This is a genomic window from Methyloceanibacter sp. (genome assembly GCF_051306395.1).
Classification (GTDB): domain Bacteria; phylum Pseudomonadota; class Alphaproteobacteria; order Rhizobiales; family Methyloligellaceae; genus Methyloceanibacter.
Genome location: NZ_JBPPND010000008.1, coordinates 1 through 16,053, shown reverse-complemented (window position 1 = coordinate 16,053; position 16,053 = coordinate 1). Strand labels below are relative to the sequence as shown.

General features: G+C 62.8%; 29 protein-coding genes. 28 read left to right on the top strand and 1 reads right to left on the bottom strand.

Features of this window, described 5'->3' with window-relative positions:
* The 28 genes from tuf to rplQ all read left to right on the top strand — a co-directional run.
* A partial coding sequence (gene tuf, locus ACSLE4_RS00595) for an elongation factor Tu (protein WP_435902548.1) occupies positions 1-937 on the top strand: 937 nt, incomplete at its 5' end.
* 64 nt (positions 938-1,001) lie between these two features.
* Complete coding sequence (gene rpsJ / locus ACSLE4_RS00590; protein ID WP_069438070.1) at positions 1,002-1,310, top strand: 30S ribosomal protein S10; 309 nt, start codon at positions 1,002-1,004, stop codon at positions 1,308-1,310.
* Positions 1,311-1,341: 31 nt separating this feature from the next.
* Positions 1,342-2,109: a 50S ribosomal protein L3 gene (gene rplC, locus ACSLE4_RS00585; protein ID WP_435902547.1), complete on the top strand. Its 768-nt coding sequence runs from the start codon at positions 1,342-1,344 to the stop codon at positions 2,107-2,109.
* Positions 2,109-2,729: a 50S ribosomal protein L4 gene (gene rplD, locus ACSLE4_RS00580; protein ID WP_435902546.1), complete on the top strand. Its 621-nt coding sequence runs from the start codon at positions 2,109-2,111 to the stop codon at positions 2,727-2,729. Before rplC ends, rplD begins: the two co-directional genes overlap by 1 nt.
* A complete protein-coding gene (locus tag ACSLE4_RS00575) occupies positions 2,726-3,019 on the top strand; it encodes a 50S ribosomal protein L23 (protein ID WP_435902545.1) in 294 nt (97 codons plus the stop codon). The genes rplD and ACSLE4_RS00575 overlap by 4 nt, the downstream gene beginning before the upstream one ends.
* A gap of 4 nt (positions 3,020-3,023) precedes the next feature.
* The gene (rplB, locus tag ACSLE4_RS00570; RefSeq protein WP_435902544.1) at positions 3,024-3,863 is read left to right on the top strand and encodes a 50S ribosomal protein L2; all 840 of its coding nucleotides are present in this window, start codon (positions 3,024-3,026) and stop codon (positions 3,861-3,863) included.
* A 4-nt stretch (positions 3,864-3,867) separates the two neighbouring features.
* Complete coding sequence (gene rpsS, locus ACSLE4_RS00565) at positions 3,868-4,149, top strand: 30S ribosomal protein S19 (RefSeq protein WP_435902543.1); 282 nt, start codon at positions 3,868-3,870, stop codon at positions 4,147-4,149.
* 2 nt (positions 4,150-4,151) lie between these two features.
* Positions 4,152-4,532 carry a 50S ribosomal protein L22 gene (rplV, locus tag ACSLE4_RS00560; protein ID WP_435902542.1) on the top strand — a complete coding sequence of 127 codons (381 nt, stop codon included), beginning with the start codon at positions 4,152-4,154 and terminating at the stop codon, positions 4,530-4,532.
* On the top strand, positions 4,532-5,251 hold the full coding sequence (gene rpsC, locus ACSLE4_RS00555; RefSeq protein WP_435902541.1) for a 30S ribosomal protein S3: 720 nt from the start codon (positions 4,532-4,534) through the stop codon (positions 5,249-5,251). The genes rplV and rpsC overlap by 1 nt, the downstream gene beginning before the upstream one ends.
* An 11-nt stretch (positions 5,252-5,262) precedes the next feature.
* The gene (rplP, locus tag ACSLE4_RS00550; protein WP_435902540.1) at positions 5,263-5,676 is read left to right on the top strand and encodes a 50S ribosomal protein L16; all 414 of its coding nucleotides are present in this window, start codon (positions 5,263-5,265) and stop codon (positions 5,674-5,676) included.
* 3 nt (positions 5,677-5,679) lie between these two features.
* The gene (rpmC, locus tag ACSLE4_RS00545; RefSeq protein ID WP_435902539.1) at positions 5,680-5,880 is read left to right on the top strand and encodes a 50S ribosomal protein L29; all 201 of its coding nucleotides are present in this window, start codon (positions 5,680-5,682) and stop codon (positions 5,878-5,880) included.
* A gap of 11 nt (positions 5,881-5,891) precedes the next feature.
* Positions 5,892-6,137 carry a 30S ribosomal protein S17 gene (rpsQ, locus tag ACSLE4_RS00540; protein ID WP_435902538.1) on the top strand — a complete coding sequence of 82 codons (246 nt, stop codon included), beginning with the start codon at positions 5,892-5,894 and terminating at the stop codon, positions 6,135-6,137.
* Positions 6,138-6,188: 51 nt separating this feature from the next.
* Positions 6,189-6,557 (top strand): 50S ribosomal protein L14, encoded by a 369-nt coding sequence (gene rplN, locus ACSLE4_RS00535; RefSeq protein ID WP_435902537.1) that lies wholly within the window; start codon positions 6,189-6,191, stop codon positions 6,555-6,557.
* Positions 6,558-6,559: 2 nt separating this feature from the next.
* Positions 6,560-6,880 carry a 50S ribosomal protein L24 gene (gene rplX, locus ACSLE4_RS00530; RefSeq protein ID WP_435902536.1) on the top strand — a complete coding sequence of 107 codons (321 nt, stop codon included), beginning with the start codon at positions 6,560-6,562 and terminating at the stop codon, positions 6,878-6,880.
* Positions 6,873-7,430 carry a 50S ribosomal protein L5 gene (rplE, locus tag ACSLE4_RS00525; RefSeq protein WP_435902535.1) on the top strand — a complete coding sequence of 186 codons (558 nt, stop codon included), beginning with the start codon at positions 6,873-6,875 and terminating at the stop codon, positions 7,428-7,430. The genes rplX and rplE overlap by 8 nt, the downstream gene beginning before the upstream one ends.
* Positions 7,431-7,458: 28 nt before the next feature.
* Entirely contained in the window at positions 7,459-7,764 is a 306-nt protein-coding gene (gene rpsN, locus ACSLE4_RS00520; protein WP_435902534.1) for a 30S ribosomal protein S14, read from the top strand.
* A gap of 9 nt (positions 7,765-7,773) precedes the next feature.
* Positions 7,774-8,169, top strand: a complete 396-nt coding sequence (gene rpsH, locus ACSLE4_RS00515; RefSeq protein ID WP_435902533.1) for a 30S ribosomal protein S8 — start codon at positions 7,774-7,776, stop codon at positions 8,167-8,169.
* A 30-nt stretch (positions 8,170-8,199) separates the two neighbouring features.
* The gene (rplF, locus tag ACSLE4_RS00510) at positions 8,200-8,733 is read left to right on the top strand and encodes a 50S ribosomal protein L6 (RefSeq protein WP_435902532.1); all 534 of its coding nucleotides are present in this window, start codon (positions 8,200-8,202) and stop codon (positions 8,731-8,733) included.
* A gap of 11 nt (positions 8,734-8,744) precedes the next feature.
* Positions 8,745-9,107: a 50S ribosomal protein L18 gene (rplR, locus tag ACSLE4_RS00505; protein WP_435902531.1), complete on the top strand. Its 363-nt coding sequence runs from the start codon at positions 8,745-8,747 to the stop codon at positions 9,105-9,107.
* 23 nt (positions 9,108-9,130) lie between these two features.
* Positions 9,131-9,709 (top strand): 30S ribosomal protein S5, encoded by a 579-nt coding sequence (rpsE, locus tag ACSLE4_RS00500; protein ID WP_435902530.1) that lies wholly within the window; start codon positions 9,131-9,133, stop codon positions 9,707-9,709.
* A 25-nt stretch (positions 9,710-9,734) separates the two neighbouring features.
* The gene (gene rpmD / locus ACSLE4_RS00495; protein WP_069624393.1) at positions 9,735-9,938 is read left to right on the top strand and encodes a 50S ribosomal protein L30; all 204 of its coding nucleotides are present in this window, start codon (positions 9,735-9,737) and stop codon (positions 9,936-9,938) included.
* A 12-nt stretch (positions 9,939-9,950) separates the two neighbouring features.
* Positions 9,951-10,559 carry a 50S ribosomal protein L15 gene (gene rplO / locus ACSLE4_RS00490; protein WP_435902529.1) on the top strand — a complete coding sequence of 203 codons (609 nt, stop codon included), beginning with the start codon at positions 9,951-9,953 and terminating at the stop codon, positions 10,557-10,559.
* 56 nt (positions 10,560-10,615) lie between these two features.
* Entirely contained in the window at positions 10,616-11,950 is a 1,335-nt protein-coding gene (gene secY / locus ACSLE4_RS00485) for a preprotein translocase subunit SecY (RefSeq protein WP_435902528.1), read from the top strand.
* Positions 11,947-12,597 carry an adenylate kinase gene (locus tag ACSLE4_RS00480; RefSeq protein WP_435902527.1) on the top strand — a complete coding sequence of 217 codons (651 nt, stop codon included), beginning with the start codon at positions 11,947-11,949 and terminating at the stop codon, positions 12,595-12,597. Before secY ends, ACSLE4_RS00480 begins: the two co-directional genes overlap by 4 nt.
* 194 nt (positions 12,598-12,791) lie before the next feature.
* Positions 12,792-13,160: a 30S ribosomal protein S13 gene (rpsM, locus tag ACSLE4_RS00475; RefSeq protein ID WP_435902526.1), complete on the top strand. Its 369-nt coding sequence runs from the start codon at positions 12,792-12,794 to the stop codon at positions 13,158-13,160.
* Positions 13,161-13,235: 75 nt separating this feature from the next.
* Positions 13,236-13,625, top strand: a complete 390-nt coding sequence (gene rpsK, locus ACSLE4_RS00470; RefSeq protein WP_435902525.1) for a 30S ribosomal protein S11 — start codon at positions 13,236-13,238, stop codon at positions 13,623-13,625.
* A 92-nt stretch (positions 13,626-13,717) separates the two neighbouring features.
* Entirely contained in the window at positions 13,718-14,734 is a 1,017-nt protein-coding gene (locus ACSLE4_RS00465) for a DNA-directed RNA polymerase subunit alpha (protein ID WP_435902549.1), read from the top strand.
* A gap of 51 nt (positions 14,735-14,785) precedes the next feature.
* Positions 14,786-15,214: a 50S ribosomal protein L17 gene (gene rplQ / locus ACSLE4_RS00460; protein WP_435902524.1), complete on the top strand. Its 429-nt coding sequence runs from the start codon at positions 14,786-14,788 to the stop codon at positions 15,212-15,214.
* 96 nt (positions 15,215-15,310) lie between these two features.
* On the opposite strand, the gene ACSLE4_RS00455 is transcribed toward rplQ, so the two are convergent.
* A complete protein-coding gene (locus tag ACSLE4_RS00455; RefSeq protein WP_435902523.1) occupies positions 15,311-15,871 on the bottom strand; it encodes an SRPBCC family protein in 561 nt (186 codons plus the stop codon).
* Positions 15,872-16,053: the final 182 nt, after the last annotated feature.

Below are 16,053 nucleotides of genomic sequence, written 5' to 3'. Positions count from 1 at the left end.
TGTGTATAAGAGACAGAACATGATCACCGGGGCCGCCCAGATGGACGGCGCGATTCTCGTCGTGAACGCGGCCGATGGCCCGATGCCCCAGACCCGCGAGCACATCCTGCTTGCCCGTCAGGTCGGCGTGCCGGCGCTCGTCGTGTACATGAACAAGGTCGACCAGGTCGACGATCCGGAGCTTCTGGACCTCGTCGAGCTCGAGGTTCGCGAGCTTCTGTCGAAGTATGAGTTCCCGGGTGACGAGATCCCGATCGTCAAGGGCTCCGCGCTTGCCGCCATCGAGGGAACCAATGACGAAATTGGCAAGAAGTCGATCCTCGAGCTGATGCAGGCTGTGGACGACTATATCCCGCAGCCCGATCGTCCGATCGATAAGCCGTTCCTGATGCCGATCGAAGACGTGTTCTCGATCTCCGGTCGCGGCACGGTGGTCACCGGCCGTATCGAGCGCGGCGTGGTCAAGGTCGGCGAGGAAGTAGAGATCGTCGGTATCAAGCCCACGAGCAAGACGACCGTCACCGGCGTCGAGATGTTCCGCAAGCTGCTCGACCAGGGCCAGGCGGGCGACAATGTCGGCTGTCTGCTGCGTGGTGTGGATCGCGAGGGCGTGGAGCGTGGCCAAGTGCTCGCCAAGCCGGGCTCCGTGACGCCGCACACCAAGTTCAAGGCCGAGGCCTACATCCTTACCAAGGAAGAGGGTGGCCGCCATACGCCGTTCTTCGGCAACTATCGTCCGCAGTTCTACTTCCGCACTACCGACGTGACTGGCGTCGTGGAGTTGCCGGAAGGCACTGAGATGGTGATGCCGGGCGACAACATCGCCATGACCGTCGAGTTGATCGTGCCGATCGCCATGGAGGAGAAGCTTCGCTTCGCCATCCGTGAAGGCGGTCGTACCGTCGGCGCCGGCGTGGTGTCGTCGATCATCGAGTAATTGGAAGAGAAGCAGCGCGTCGTCCGGTTCGGGCGGCGCGCTTCTCAAACTTAAGGCCGTCGAGATGCAGAGCCAAAATATAAGAATCAGGCTGAAAGCCTTCGACCATCGCATTCTCGATGCGTCGACGAAGGAAATCGTCAACACGGCGAAACGCACCGGTGCGGAAGTTCGCGGGCCTATCCCGCTGCCGACCCGCATCGAGAAGTTCACCGTGAACCGCTCGCCGCATATCGACAAGAAAAGCCGCGAGCAGTTTGAAATGCGCACTCATAAGCGGCTGCTCGACATTGTCGATCCCACGCCGCAGACGGTTGACGCGCTGATGAAGCTCGATCTCGCCGCCGGCGTGGATGTCGAGATCAAGCTTTAACGGCCGCGGAACGAGGCAAGGAACAAGTTCGATGCGATCAGGTGTCATCGCTCAAAAGGTCGGCATGACCAGGATATTCACCGACGGCGGGGACCACATCCCCGTGACGGTGCTGCGCCTGGAAAACTGCCAGGTCGTCGGCCAGCGCACGGCCGAGAAGAACGGCTACACCGCCGTCCAGCTCGGCGCGGGCCGGCGCAAGGTGAAGCGTTTGACGCGCTCAGAGCGCGGAAGCTTCGCCGTGGCCAATGTGGAGCCCAAGCGGAAGGTCGCGGAGTTCCGCGTCAGTCCGGACAACATGATTGACGTGGGCGCGGAGATCACCGCCAACCACTTCGTCGAGGGGCAGTTCGTGGACGTGTCCGGCACCTCGATCGGTAAGGGCTTTGCCGGCGGCATGAAGCGGCACGGCTTTGGTGGTTTGCGGGCCAGCCATGGCGTGTCGGTCAAGCACAGAAGCCTTGGCTCGACCGGCCAGTGCCAGGACCCTGGCAAGGTCTTCAAGGGCAAGAAGATGGCCGGCCACATGGGCGACGTGAGCGTCACTACGCAAAATCTGCGGGTGGTCAAGACGGACGTCGAGCGTGGCCTGATCATGATCCGCGGCGCCGTTCCCGGCGCCAAGGGCGGCTGGGTTCTGCTGCGCGATGCGGTAAAGCGGGCGCTTCCGAACGATGTGCCGAAGCCCGGCGCGTTCCGTAATGGCGCTGAGGATCAGGCGGCCAAGCAGGCCAAGGAAGAGGCGGCGCCTGCCGCCGAGACAAACGCCGAGCCGGCAGAGGGCGGGGATAACGCGTGATGAAGGCGGACGTAACAACGCTCGACGCCAAGAAGGCGGGCACCGTGGAGCTCTCGGACGACGTGTTCGGGCTTGAGCCGCGCGCCGACTTGCTGCATCGCATGGTGCGCTACCAGCTCGCCAAGCGCCGTGCCGGCACGGTCCACGTGAAGGACCGGTCAGAGATCACCGCGACCACGGCTAAGATGTTCAGGCAGAAGGGCACCGGGCGCGCGCGTCATGGTAGCGCGAAGCCTACGATCTTCCGTGGTGGCGGCAAGTCGTTCGGACCGAAGCCGCGCAGCCATGCCATCGAGCTGCCGAAGAAGGTTCGGGCGCTTGCGCTGAAGCACGCGCTCTCGTCCAAGGCCAAGGCCGACGCTCTGGTTGTGCTCGATTCGTGCGAGCTGAAAGAGGCCAAGACCAAGGAACTCAAGACGCGCTTCGACAAGCTCGGCGTCGGTTCGGCGCTGATCGTGGACGGTGCGGAGTTGCAGGACAGCTTTGCGCGGGCCGCGCGCAACATTCCACAGATCGATGTGCTGCCGGTGCAGGGCATCAATGTCTACGACATCCTGCGGCACGACAAGCTCGTGCTGACGAAGGCGGCGCTGGAAGCGCTGGAGGCACGGTTCAAATGAGTGCGTTCCAAGCATATGACGTGATCCTCGCGCCGGTGATTACCGAGAAATCGAGCGAGGCGTCGGAGTCGAACAAGGTGGTGTTCAAGGTTCGCCTCGATGCGACGAAGCCGCAAATCAAGAAGGCGGTGGAGAAGCTGTTCGGCGTCAAGGTGGTGGCGGTCAATACACTGACCCGGAAGGGGAAGACCAAGCGCTTCCGCGGCATCGAAGGGCGCCAGAAGGACGTGAAGAAGGCCGTCGTCAAGCTCGCCGAAGGCGACAAGATCGACGTGACGACAGGGATCTGACGAGATGGCTCTGAAGACATTCAAACCGACCACGCCGAGCCAGCGTCAGCTGGTGCTCGTCGACCGCAGCCATCTGTGGAAGGGCAAGCCGGTCAAGTCGCTGACCGAGGGCTTGAGCAAGTCCGGTGGCCGCAACAATACCGGCCGCGTGTCCGTGTGGCATCGCGGCGGCGGCCACAAGCGCACCTATCGCTTGGTGGATTTCAAGCGTACCAAGTTTGGCGTGCCGGGAACCGTGGAGCGGCTGGAATACGATCCGAACCGCACGGCGTTCATCGCGCTCATCAAATATGCGGACGGCGAACTGGCCTACATCCTGGCGCCGCAGCGTTTGGCCGCGGGCGATACGGTGGTCGCCGACGAGAAGGCGGACGTGAAGCCGGGCAACGCCATGCCTCTGGCCAACATGCCGATCGGCACCATCGTCCACAACGTGGAGATGAAGCCGGGCAAGGGCGGCCAGATCGCACGCGCCGCTGGCGCTTATGTGCAGCTTGTCGGCCGCGATGCCGGTTACGCGATTGTGCGGCTGAATTCCGGAGAGACCCGCATGGTGCCTTCTGCCTGCATGGCGACGGTCGGCGCGGTGTCCAACCCCGACAATTCCAACGTGTCGCTGTCCAAGGCCGGGCGCAGCCGTTGGTTGGGCCGCAAACCCACGGTTCGCGGCGTGGCGATGAACCCGGTCGATCATCCGCATGGTGGCGGTGAGGGACGTACGTCTGGCGGCCGACATCCGGTCACGCCTTGGGGCAAGTCCACCAAGGGCAAGCGGACGCGCTCCAACAAGGCGAGCAGCAAGTTCATTCTGCGCAGCCGCCATCAGAAGAAGAAGAAGGGATAACGACGTGGCACGTTCGATCTGGAAAGGTCCGTTCGTCGACGGCTTCCTCTTGAAGAAGGCGGAGAAGGCGCGCGGAAGCGGCTCCAACGCCATCATTAAGATGTGGTCGCGCCGCTCGACCATTCTGCCGCAGTTCGTGGGTCTCACTTTTGGGGTCCACAACGGCCAGAAGCACATTCCGGTGCTCGTGACCGAGGATATGGTCGGCCACAAGTTCGGTGAGTTCTCGCCGACGCGGACGTTCCATGGCCATGCCGCGGACCGCAAAGTGAAGAGGGGCAAGTAGTCATGGGCAAGCCGCAACGCGAGCGCACGCTCAAGGACCACGAGGCGAAGGCCGTGACCCGGCTTATTCGCGTGAGCCCGCAGAAGCTCAACCTGGTCGCTCAACTGATCCGGGGCAAGAAGGTCGATCGCGCGCTTGCCGATCTCACCTTCTCGCGCAAACGCATCGCCAAGGACGTGAAGAAGACATTGGAGTCGGCTATTGCCAACGCCGAGAACAATCACGATCTGGACGTGGACGCCCTGGTCGTGGCCGAGGCCTATGTTGGCAAGAATCTCGTGATGAAGCGCCTTCAGCCGCGGGCGCGCGGCCGGGCCACGCGTATCTTGAAACCGTTTTCGCAGATGACCGTGGTCGTTCGCCAGGTCGAGGAGCCTGCTTGATGGGACAGAAAGTCAACCCGATCGGGCTTAGGCTCGGCGTCAACCGCACTTGGGATTCGCGCTGGTTCGCCTCACGTGGCGAGTACGCGCGGCTCCTCCACGAGGATCTCAAGATGCGCGAGCACATCCTCAAGTCGCGCAAGCAGGCCGGCATCTCCAAGGTCGTGATCGAGCGTCCGCACAAGAAGTGCCGGGTGACGGTCTACACCGCGCGTCCGGGCATTCTCATCGGCAAGAAGGGCGCCGATATCGAGAAGCTTCGCCGCGAGCTCGCCAGCCTGACCGACTCCGAGGTGCATCTGAATATCGTCGAGGTACGCAAGCCCGAGGTCGACGCCACGCTGGTGGCGGAAGGCATCGCCCAGCAGCTCGAGCGCCGCGTGGCGTTCCGCCGGGCCATGAAGCGGGCCGTGCAGTCCGCTATCCGCATGGGCGCGCTCGGCATCCGCATCAACTGCTCTGGCCGTCTCGGCGGCGCGGAAATCGCGCGCTTGGAGTGGTATCGCGAGGGCCGCGTGCCGCTGCATACGCTGCGCGCCAATATCGATTACGGCACGGCGCTTGGGCGCACGGCCTACGGCATCATCGGCATCAAGGTTTGGATCTTCAAGGGCGAGATCATGGAGCACGATCCCATGGCCCAGGAGAACAAGGCCCTTGAGGCACAAGAAGGCGGCCGCTCGACCGGACGCCGTGAACCCGCCCAGGCGCAGGGCTAAGGCTTAGAGTTATGCTGCAACCGAAACGCACAAAGTTCCGCAAGATGCACAAGGGGCGCATCAAGGGCGCCGCCAAGGGCGCGACCGCGCTCACCTTCGGCACGTTCGGCCTGAAGGCGCAGGAGCCTGCCCGCGTGACCGCGCGGCAGATCGAGGCGGCACGGCGCGCCATGACGCGCCAGATGAAGCGGGCGGGCCGTGTGTGGATTCGCATCTTCCCGGACGTGCCGGTGTCGAAGAAGCCGACCGAGGTGCGCATGGGTAAGGGTAAGGGCACGCCGGAGTTCTGGGCGGCCAGGGTGAAGCCGGGCCGCATCATGTTCGAGATCGACGGCGTCAACGAGGCGACGGCGCGCGAGTCTCTGCGTCTTGCCGCCGCCAAGCTGCCGATCAAGACGCGCGTCGTGGCGCGTATCGAGGGCTAAGCGATGAAAGCGGGCGAAGTGCACGATATGACGGTCGACCAGCTCAACGACCAGCTGGTCAAGCTGAAGAAAGAGCAGTTCAACCTGCGCTTCCAGGCGGCCTCGGGCCAGCTTGAGAACACGGCGCGGGTGCGGCAGATCAGGCGCGATATCGCGCGCATCAGGACAGTCGCGCGCCAGAAGAGCGCTGCGGCAAAGGCATAAAGGTAGAAACGATGCCAAAACGCGTTTTGCTAGGGGTGGTGGTCAGCGACAAGACCGACAAGACCGTGGTGGTCAAGGTCGAGCGCCGCTTCACGCATCCCCTGTTTAAGAAGACGGTGCGCCGGACCAAGAACTATCACGCTCATGACGACAAGAACGAGTTCAAGGTGGGTGAGAAGGTGTGGATCGAAGAGTGCGCGCCGATCTCGAAACTGAAGAAATGGGTGGTGCTGTCGCGCGAGCAGGCGGCGGTTTAGGGCAATAGAGTTTTTCGGGCCTCATTGCAGGTCTGAGCAAGGGCGGATGCCATGATTCAGATGCAGACCAATCTCGACGTTGCCGACAACTCCGGTGCAAAGCGCGTGCAATGCATCAAGGTGCTCGGCGGCTCGAAGCGGAAATACGCTTCGATCGGCGACACTGTGGTGGTCAGCGTCAAGGAAGCGATTCCGCGCGGCCGCGTGAAGAAGGGCCAAGTGATGAAGGCCGTGATCGTGCGTACCGCCGCGGGCGTGCGCCGTCAGGACGGCTCGCTCATCCGCTTCGACCGCAACGCGGCAGTTCTGGTGAACCCGCAAGGCGAGCCGGTCGGTACGCGTATCTTCGGGCCGGTCACGCGTGAATTGAGGGCGAAGAAGCACATGAAGATCGTGTCGCTCGCGCCGGAGGTGCTTTGATTATGGCCAAGGTGAAGGTCAGAAAGGGTGACCACGTGGTGGTGCTCACCGGTAAGGACAAGGGCAAGAAGGGTGAGGTGCTGAAGGTGATGCCCGCGGAGAACCGCGCCATCGTCCAGGGCGTGGCCCTGGTGCGCCGCCATCAGCGTCAGACCGCGTCGCAAGAGGGGGGCATCATCACCAAGGAAGCCCCTGTCGACATTTCCAACATCGCGCTGGAGGACCCCAAAGACGGGAAGCCCACGCGCGTCGGCTACAAATTTCTAAAGGACGGGCGCAAGGTGCGTTTCGCCAAGCGTTCGGGCGAGGTCATCGATGGCTGAGCAGACATATATTCCGCGGATGAAGCAGCAGTACCTGGACGTCCTCAAGACCGACCTCACCAAGGAGTTCGGCTACAAGAATGTCATGCAGGTGCCGCGTCTGGACAAGGTTGTGCTCAACATGGGAGTCGGCGAGGCTGTCGGCGATTCCAAGAAAGTGCAGTCCGCCGCCTCCGATCTCGGCCTGATTTCCGGCCAGCGCCCGGTCATCACCAAGGCGCGCAAGTCGATCGCCGGCTTCAAGCTGCGCGAGGGCATGCCCGTCGGCGTGAAGGTGACGCTGCGCAAGGACCGCATGTACGAGTTTCTGGACCGGCTGGTGAACATTGCGCTGCCGCGGGTCCGGGATTTCCGTGGGCTAAATCCGAAAAGCTTCGACGGAAAAGGCAATTACTCGATGGGGCTCAAAGAGCACATCATCTTCCCCGAGATCGATTACGACAAGGTGGATGACGTGCTCGGGATGGACATCATCGTGTGTACGACGGCGCAGAGCGACGACGAGGCGCGTGCGCTTCTTAAGGGTTTGAATTTCCCGTTCCGCAGCTAGGGCCTTTCCGGCTGCACAGGAGGACTGAATGGCTAAGACGAGCATGATCGAGCGGGACAAGAAGCGCCGCCGGCTTGCGAAGAAGTTTGCGTTTCGCCGGGCGCGGTTGAAGGCTATCGCCGCCGACCTGTCCGTTCCGGCGGAGGAGCGCTTCGCGGCAAGGCTGAAGCTAGCGGAGATTCCGCGCAACGCTTCGCCGACGCGTATTCACAACCGTTGCGATCTGACCGGGCGCCCGCGCGGTTACTACCGCAAGCTTCGCATGTCGCGCATTGCCTTGCGCGATCTCGCGAGCAACGGACTGATCCCGGGCATGGTCAAGTCGAGCTGGTAAGGACGGTCGATGATTAACGATCCTCTAGGCGATATGCTAACCCGCATCCGTAACGCGCAGATGCGGCACAAGAATAGGGTGACAACGCCGGCCTCCAAGCTGCGCGAGCGTGTGCTCGACGTGCTAGCGGAGGAGGGCTATATCCGCGGCTATGCCCGCGTCGATTACGACAGCGGCAAGTCCGAGTTCGAGATCGAGCTGAAATATTTCGACGGCGAGCCGGTCATCAAGGACATCAAGCGGGTGTCGACGCCCGGCCGGCGCGTGTATTCCTCGGTGAAGGAACTGCCCACGGTCGCCAACGGCCTTGGCGTAGCCATCCTGTCGACGCCGAAGGGCGTTATGTCGGATTCGCGGGCGCGTAACGAGAATGTCGGCGGCGAGATTCTCTGTAACGTGTTTTAGCGGAGCTTTTTGAAGCGAAGGTTTGATTCAATGTCGCGCATCGGCAAACAACCAGTGGCTATTCCCGGCGGCGTCACCGCCGCGATTGACGGCCAAGAGGTCAAGGTGAAAGGCCCCAAGGGCGAGCTCAAGCATGTGCTCGTCGACGAGGTGATTGCCAAGACGGGCGAGAACGGCATCGAGATCGTCATGCGCGAGGACACCAAAGAGGCGCGCGCCATGTGGGGCATGTCGCGCACGCTCGTGGCCAACCTCGTCACCGGCGTGACCGACGGTTTCTCCAAGACGCTGGAGATCACCGGCGTCGGCTATCGCGCGGCGATGCAGGGCCAGGCAATTCAGCTGCAGCTGGGCTACAGCCACGACATCACCTATCCCCTTCCGGACGGTATTCAGGCGCAGTGCCCGAAGCCGACGGAAATCGTGATCAGCGGGATCGACAAGCAGCAGGTCGGCCAGGTGGCTGCGGAGATCAGACGGTTCAGGCCGCCGGAGCCCTATAAGGGCAAGGGCGTGCGCTATGCGGGCGAGTACATCCTCCGCAAAGAAGGCAAGAAGAAGTAGCGGGATCAGAAATGAGCGCGTTGAACGATAGCTTTGTCCGGCGCACGCGCCGGGTTCGCCATTCGCTGAAGCGGACGGCCAACGGACGTGCGCGTCTGTCGGTGTTTCGCTCCTCCAAGCACATCTATGCGCAGGTGATCGACGACCGCTCCGGCAAGACCGTGGCGGCGGCCTCGAGCCTCGACAAGGATCTCAAGGGCGCACTGCCTAAGGGGAGCGATACGGCGGCGGCGGAAGCCGTGGGCAAGCTCCTCGCCGAACGTGCGGCCAAGGCCGGCGTCAAGGACGTCGTCTTCGATCGCGGCGGCTATCTTTATCATGGGCGCGTCAAGGCGCTCGCAGACGCGGCCCGCGAGGCCGGTCTGAACTTTTAGGTTTGAAGGAAAGGGTCTGACACGTGGCACGAGGTCCCCAATCGCGCGGTCCGCAAGGCAGAGACCGTGACGATCGCGACAGCGAATTCGTCGACAAGCTTGTTCACATCAATCGTGTGGCCAAGGTGGTCAAGGGCGGCCGACGCTTCGGTTTCGCTGCCCTGGTCGTGGTCGGCGATCAGAAAGGCCGGGTCGGCTTTGGCCACGGCAAGGCGCGCGAGGTGCCCGAGGCCATCCGCAAGGCGACCGAGTCCGCCAAGCGCAATCTGGTGAAGGTGCCGCTCCGCGAGGGCCGCACGCTGCATCACGATGTGCGCGGGCAGCATGGCGCCGGCAAGGTGGTCTTGCGCGCGGCGCCTCCGGGCACCGGCATCATCGCCGGCGGTCCCATGCGCGCGGTGTTCGAGACGCTCGGTATCCAGGACGTGGTGGCCAAGTCGCTCGGCAGCTCCAATCCCTACAACATGGTGCGCGCCACGTTCGACGCGCTGCGCCATGAGGATAGCCCGCGTGGCGTGGCCGCGCGGCGCGGGAAGAAGGTTAGCGATATCGTTTCACGCCGCCGAGATCAGGCGGGCGAAGGCGCCGAGGCGCAGGCCTAGAGCCAAAAGACAAGGTTGAAGAGAGATGGCCGACAAGAAGAAGACAATCGTGGTGGAGCAGATCGGGAGCCCGATCCGCCGTCCCGCCACGCAGCGTGCGACCCTGATCGGGCTCGGCCTGAACAAGATGCACAAGCGGCGGACGCTGGTCGACAGCCCTCAGGTGCGCGGCATGGTGGCCAAGGTGAGCCATCTGGTGCGTATCGTCGAGGACGAGGCCGGAGCCTAAGGAACAAGTATCATGCGACTGAATGAGATCAGCGACCTGCCGGGCGCGACCACTTCGAAGAAGCGTTTGGGGCGTGGAATCGGCTCGGGCCACGGTAAGACTTCTGGCCGTGGCCAAAAGGGTCAGAAATCCCGCTCCGGCGTGGCTGTGAAAGGCTTCGAGGGCGGCCAGATGCCGCTGCACCGGCGCCTGCCGAAGCGCGGCTTCGCCAACATTTTCGCCAAGGACTTCAACGAGGTGAATCTCGGCCGCGTGCAGACCGCGATCGACGCCAAGAAACTCGACGCCAAGAACCCGGTCACGGTGCAGGCGCTGCTCGAAGCGGGTCTGATCCGCCGCGTGCGCGACGGCGTGCGGTTGCTCGGGCAGGGCGAGCTCAAGACCAAGGTGTCCTTCGAGGTGACGGGCGCCTCGAGCGGCGCGGTCAAGGCGGTCGAGGCTGCCGGTGGCACCGTCACGGTGACGCCGATGCCGCGCCGGACCGCAAAACCGGACGGCGAGGGGAAGCCCAAGAAAGAACGCAAGGCGGCTGCAAAGTCGCCTGCCAAGAAGGCCGGGGGGGCGCCGGCCAAGAAGGCGGCGGCGAAGAAGGCTCCCGCTAAGAAAGACAAGTCCGAGTGAGATAAGGCGGCCTGATTGAAGGCCGTCCGATCGTCTCGGAGAAGGGTAGAGCGCCGATGGTTTCCGCCGCAGAACAGCTCGTCTCGAATTTGAATTTCGCGGCCTTCGCCAAGGCCGACGAGCTCAAGAAGCGCATCTGGTTCACGCTCGTCGCGCTCGTGGTCTACCGGCTTGGCACCTATATCCCGATCCCGGGCATCAACCCGGAAGCGCTCGCCGACGTCTTCCGCCAGCAGCAGTCCGGCATTCTGGGCATGTTCAACATGTTCTCGGGCGGCGCGGTCGGACGCATGGCGATCTTCGCGCTCAACATCATGCCGTATATTTCGGCGTCGATCATTATTCAGCTGCTGACCACCGTCTCGCCGCATCTCGAGCAGCTCAAGAAGGAAGGCGAGCAAGGGCGGCGGCAGATCAACCAGTACACGCGCTACGGCACGGTGCTGCTGGCGACGCTTCAGGGTTACGGCATCGCCGTGGGACTGGAGGGCGCCGGCAATATCGTCACCGACCCGGGCATGTTCTTCCGCATCACCACCGTGATCACGCTGGTCGGCGGCACCGTCTTCTTGATGTGGCTCGGCGAGCAGATCACGGCCCGGGGCGTCGGCAACGGCATCTCGATGATCATTTTCGCCGGCATCATCGCCGAGTTGCCCTCGGCTCTAGTCGGCACGCTGGAGCTTGGTCGTCAGGGCGCGCTGTCGATCGGGCTGATCATCGCCCTTTTCGTCATGGCCATGGGCGTAATTGCGTTCATCGTCTTCATGGAGCGGGCCCAGCGGCGGCTGCTGGTGCAATATCCAAAACGACAAGTCGGCAACCGCATGTTCCAGGGCGATGCCTCGCATCTGCCGCTGAAGCTCAACACCGCGGGCGTCATCCCGCCGATCTTTGCCTCCTCGCTGCTGCTGCTGCCGATCACCGTGGCAAATTTCTCGGCCGGCCAGGGTCCGGAGTGGCTGAGCTCGGTCACCGCCATGCTCGGCCGGGGGCAGCCGCTTTACCTTCTGATCTATCTGTCGCTGATCGTCTTCTTCGCCTTTTTCTATACGGCGGTGGTCTTCAATCCGAAGGACACGGCCGAGAACCTGAAGAAGTATGGCGGCTTCCTGCCCGGCATCAGGCCCGGCGAGCGTACGGCAGAATATATCGACTACGTGCTGACGCGGATCACCGTGGTGGGAGCGCTCTACCTGGCCGCGGTCTGCGTGCTGCCGGAGATCCTGATCGCCGAATGGGGCGTCCCGTTCTATTTCGGTGGCACCTCGCTCCTCATCGTGGTGAGCGTCACCATGGATACCGTGGCCCAGGTCCAGAGCCACCTGCTCGCCCATCAATATGAGGGGCTGATCAAGCGGGCCAAGCTTAGAGGAGCGCGGCGGCGATGAACCTGGTCCTGCTCGGCCCGCCCGGCGCGGGAAAGGGGACCCAGGCGAAGCGGTTGCAAGATCTGCGGAGCCTCGTTCAACTTTCCACCGGGGACATGCTGCGTGCGGCGGTTGCCGCCGGCACCGAGCTAGGGCGCCAGGCGGGCGAGCTCATGGAGCAAGGGCAACTCGTGCCCGATGCGCTGGTGATCGGCCTCATCGCCGAGAGCATGGACGAGGGCAAAGGAGGCGCGGGATTTATTCTCGACGGCTTTCCGCGGACCATCGGACAGGCCGAGGCGCTCAATACGCTGCTTCAGTCGCGCGGCGAGAAGGTGGACCGGGTCGTGGTCATCGAGGTGGACGACGATGCGCTCGTGGCGCGCATCACCGGGCGCTTCACTTGCGCCACCTGCGGGGAGGGCTATCACGAGCTCTTCAAGTTGCCGAAGGTGGAGGGCGTGTGCGACGTATGCGGTGGCACCAAGTTTAGCCGGCGCGCCGACGACACGGAGGAGGTTGTGCGGGAGCGTCTCAAGGCTTATCACGCTCAAACCGAGCCCCTGATCGGCTATTACAAGGCGCAAGACAAGGTCAGTGCCGTCGACGGCATGGCCGATATTGAGACGGTGCAGAAGGAGATCGACCAGGCGCTGGATGGAGCGTAAACGCGATTCAAGGCTCCTGGTTCTTCCGCCAGTTGACCTTGTCAAGCGGAATCGCTAAATAACGGCGTCACATTGCTTGATGGACTGACCGTCCCGGGGGTAGTGCCTGTCCGCGGTCGGTTTCGTTGTGTTCCCATAGGGTAATTTGGCTTTAATTTCAGCACGTTAGCGCGTGCGCGCGAGGAGGCGACGACGTGGCCCGAATTGCAGGCGTGAATATTCCGACCAATAAGCGGGTCGAGGTTGCGCTGACTTATATCCACGGCATTGGCGATACCTATGCCAAGGAGATCTGCGGCAAAATTTCCATCCCGTTCGAGCGGCGGGTGAACCAGTTGACCGAATCTGAGGTCATTCAGATTCGTGAGGTCATCGATCGCGACTATGTGGTCGAGGGCGATCTCAGGCGCGAAGTGTCCATGAATATCAAGCGCCTAATGGACCTTGGTTGCTATCGCGGTTTAAGGCACCGCCGTGGCCTTCCGGTCCACGGTCAGCGCACGCACACCAATGCGCGCACGCGTAAGGGCCCGGCCAAACCCATCGCCGGTAAGAAGAAGTAGAGACGCTCAACGCGCGGCCAAGCTCCGTCTTCGGGGCCTTGGCCGGCGCCAATTCGTGAATTGCGGGAATAAAGCATGGCCAAGGAAAAGACGCGGGTCCGTCGCCGCGAAAAGAAGAACATCACTTCGGGCGTCGCCCACGTGCAGGCGAGCTTCAACAACACGATGATCACCATTACCGACGCGCAAGGAAACGCGATTTCCTGGTCGTCGGCCGGTGCTATGGGTTTCAAGGGGTCGCGTAAATCGACGCCCTACGCGGCGCAGGTCGCCGCCGAGGACGCCGGCAAGAAGGCTGCCGAGCATGGCATGAAGAATTTGGAGATCGAGGTGCGGGGCCCCGGATCGGGCCGCGAGTCGGCGCTTCGCGCGCTCCAGGCCTCGGGCTTCAACATCATCTCGATCCGCGATGTGACGCCGATCCCGCACAATGGCTGCCGGCCGCGCAAGCGCCGTCGCGTCTAACCCGAAAGGCAGGCTACCCCAAGATGCTGGACGAAGACATTCGCAAGCCGGAGCAGTCAGCTCCGCTCAACGATCAAGAAAGGGCGACCCCGGTGCTGCAAAAGAACTGGCAAGATCTCATCAAGCCCACCAAGCTCAACGTCGCGCCCGGCCGTGATCCGGCGCGGTTCGCCACAGTCGTGGCCGAGCCGCTGGAACGCGGGTTCGGCCTGACGCTCGGCAATGCCTTGCGCCGTGTGCTGCTGTCCTCGCTCCAGGGCGCGGCCATCACCTCGGTGCATATCGACGGCGTGCTGCACGAGTTCTCCTCCATTCCAGGCGTGCGCGAGGACGTGACCAACATCGTCCTCAACATCAAGGAAATCGCCATCAGTCAGCACTCCGAGGGCATCAAACGCATGGTGCTCCAGAAGGAGGGCCCGGGCGTGGCCACAGCCGGCGACATCCAGGGCGGCTCCGAGGTGGAGATCCTCAATCCCGAGCATGTGATCTGCACGCTCGACGAGGGCGCCGCAATCCACATGGAGTTCACTTCGTCCTCGGGTAAGGGCTATGTGCCGGCCGAGCGCAATCGTCCCGACGATGCGCCGATCGGCTTCATCCCGGTCGACTCCCTGTTCAGCCCGGTGCGCAAGGTCTCCTACAAGGTGGAGAACACCCGCGAGGGGCAGATCCTCGACTTCGACAAGTTGTCGATGGAGATCGAGACCGACGGCTCCGTGCGTCCCGAGGATACGATCGCGCTCGCCGCGCGCATCGTCCAGGACCAGCTGTCGGTGTTCGTGAACTTCGAGGAGCCGAAGAAGGAGCAGACCTACGAGCGGCAGCCCGAGCTCGTGTTCAACGCCGCGCTGCTCAAGAAAGTCGACGAGCTCGAGCTCTCGGTCCGTTCGGCCAACTGTCTGAAGAACGACAACATCGTCTATATCGGCGACCTGATCCAGAAGACGGAAGCTGAGATGCTGCGCACGCCGAATTTCGGCCGCAAGTCGCTCAACGAGATCAAGGAGGTGCTTGCCTCCATGGGCCTGCATCTCGGCATGGAAGTGCCGGATTGGCCGCCGGAAAACATCGAAGAGCTGGCCAAGCGCTTCGAGGACCACTACTAGAATTCAGGCCGCGCGGTTAGCGGCCTTACGAGCTCCGAGAAGGGGAGGATAATGCGTCACCGCAAAGCAGGCCGGAAGCTCAACCGGACGCCTACGCATCGCAGCGCGCTTCTGTCGAGCCTGGCAAACGCGCTCATCAAACATGAGCAGATCGCGACGACGCTTCCCAAGGCGAAGGAGTTGCGCCGGGTCGCCGACCGTCTGATCACGCTCGCCAAGCGCGGCGACCTTCATGCGCGCCGTCAGGCCTATGCCCGCATTCGCGACGACGTCATGGTGGCGAAGCTGTTCGAGACGCTGGGTCCGCGCTATGCCGAGCGTTCGGGCGGCTATACGCGGGTGTTGAAGGCGGGTTTCCGTTACGGCGATTCCGCGCCGATGGCGGTCATCGAGCTAGTGGACCGTGACGAGGACGCCAAGGGTCTCGACTCCGGCCCGACCCAAGAGCGCGAGGACGAGGGCGAGCAGGCCGCCGCGTAGCGGCTCGCCGCAAGCTTTGGCTTCAATGAGTAAATTGAAAGGCGCGCCGCTGCCCAGCGACGCGCCTTTTTCAATTCCGGCACTGTGGCCTCGCAGCTAGTTCAGGTCCTCATCCTCGGACCGGTCGCGGCCCTTGGAGACAGGGTTGCCGGCGGCCGGTTCGCGCTTGTCATAGGCGGCGATGGCCTTCTTCTTGATGCCGGTTACGCCGTCATTGAAGATGCCTGAGATGATCTTCGTGGCCTCGGCGTCTTCCACGCCGTCGGCGTCAAACTCAGCCTCCCACTCGATCTCGACGCGGTCGGGCTCGTCGTCCTCGCCCACTTCGAGCGTCGCCTTGTAATTCTTCACCGGGAGAGGGCCCTCGATAATCTCGTAACTGTAGCTCGTGTCGTCGCTGTCGGTCAGCTTCTCCTTGATCTTGCCGCCGTCACCGAGAGTAAGGATGCGGAAAGTATCGCCGCCTTCCTCGATCTGCTCGCATTCGGTCACGGCCGGATGCCAGTCCTTGATGGCGCAGAAATCGCCAACCACGGCCCAGACCTCGGCGGGCTTACCGGGCGCTTCTCTCCGCTTCTTGACCTCGATGGCTTCCGCCGCGGCGGTCCAGGCAAAGGTGGCGGCCAGAGCAACCAGGGTTAGCTTGAAAACACGCATGCGTTTCTCTCCAATTGTTTATGTGTTGCGGGCGGCAAGTTGCCGCCGACGGTGGGCATCTTAGTTCAAACCTGTTGAGCGGCAACCGTGTTCCCTTGGATTTTCGCCGCAAGAAGGCCAGTTTTCTTTGGGAGACGGTCTCCCGGTGCTGGTATATCGAAGCTGTACTTTTAGCCTTCTCG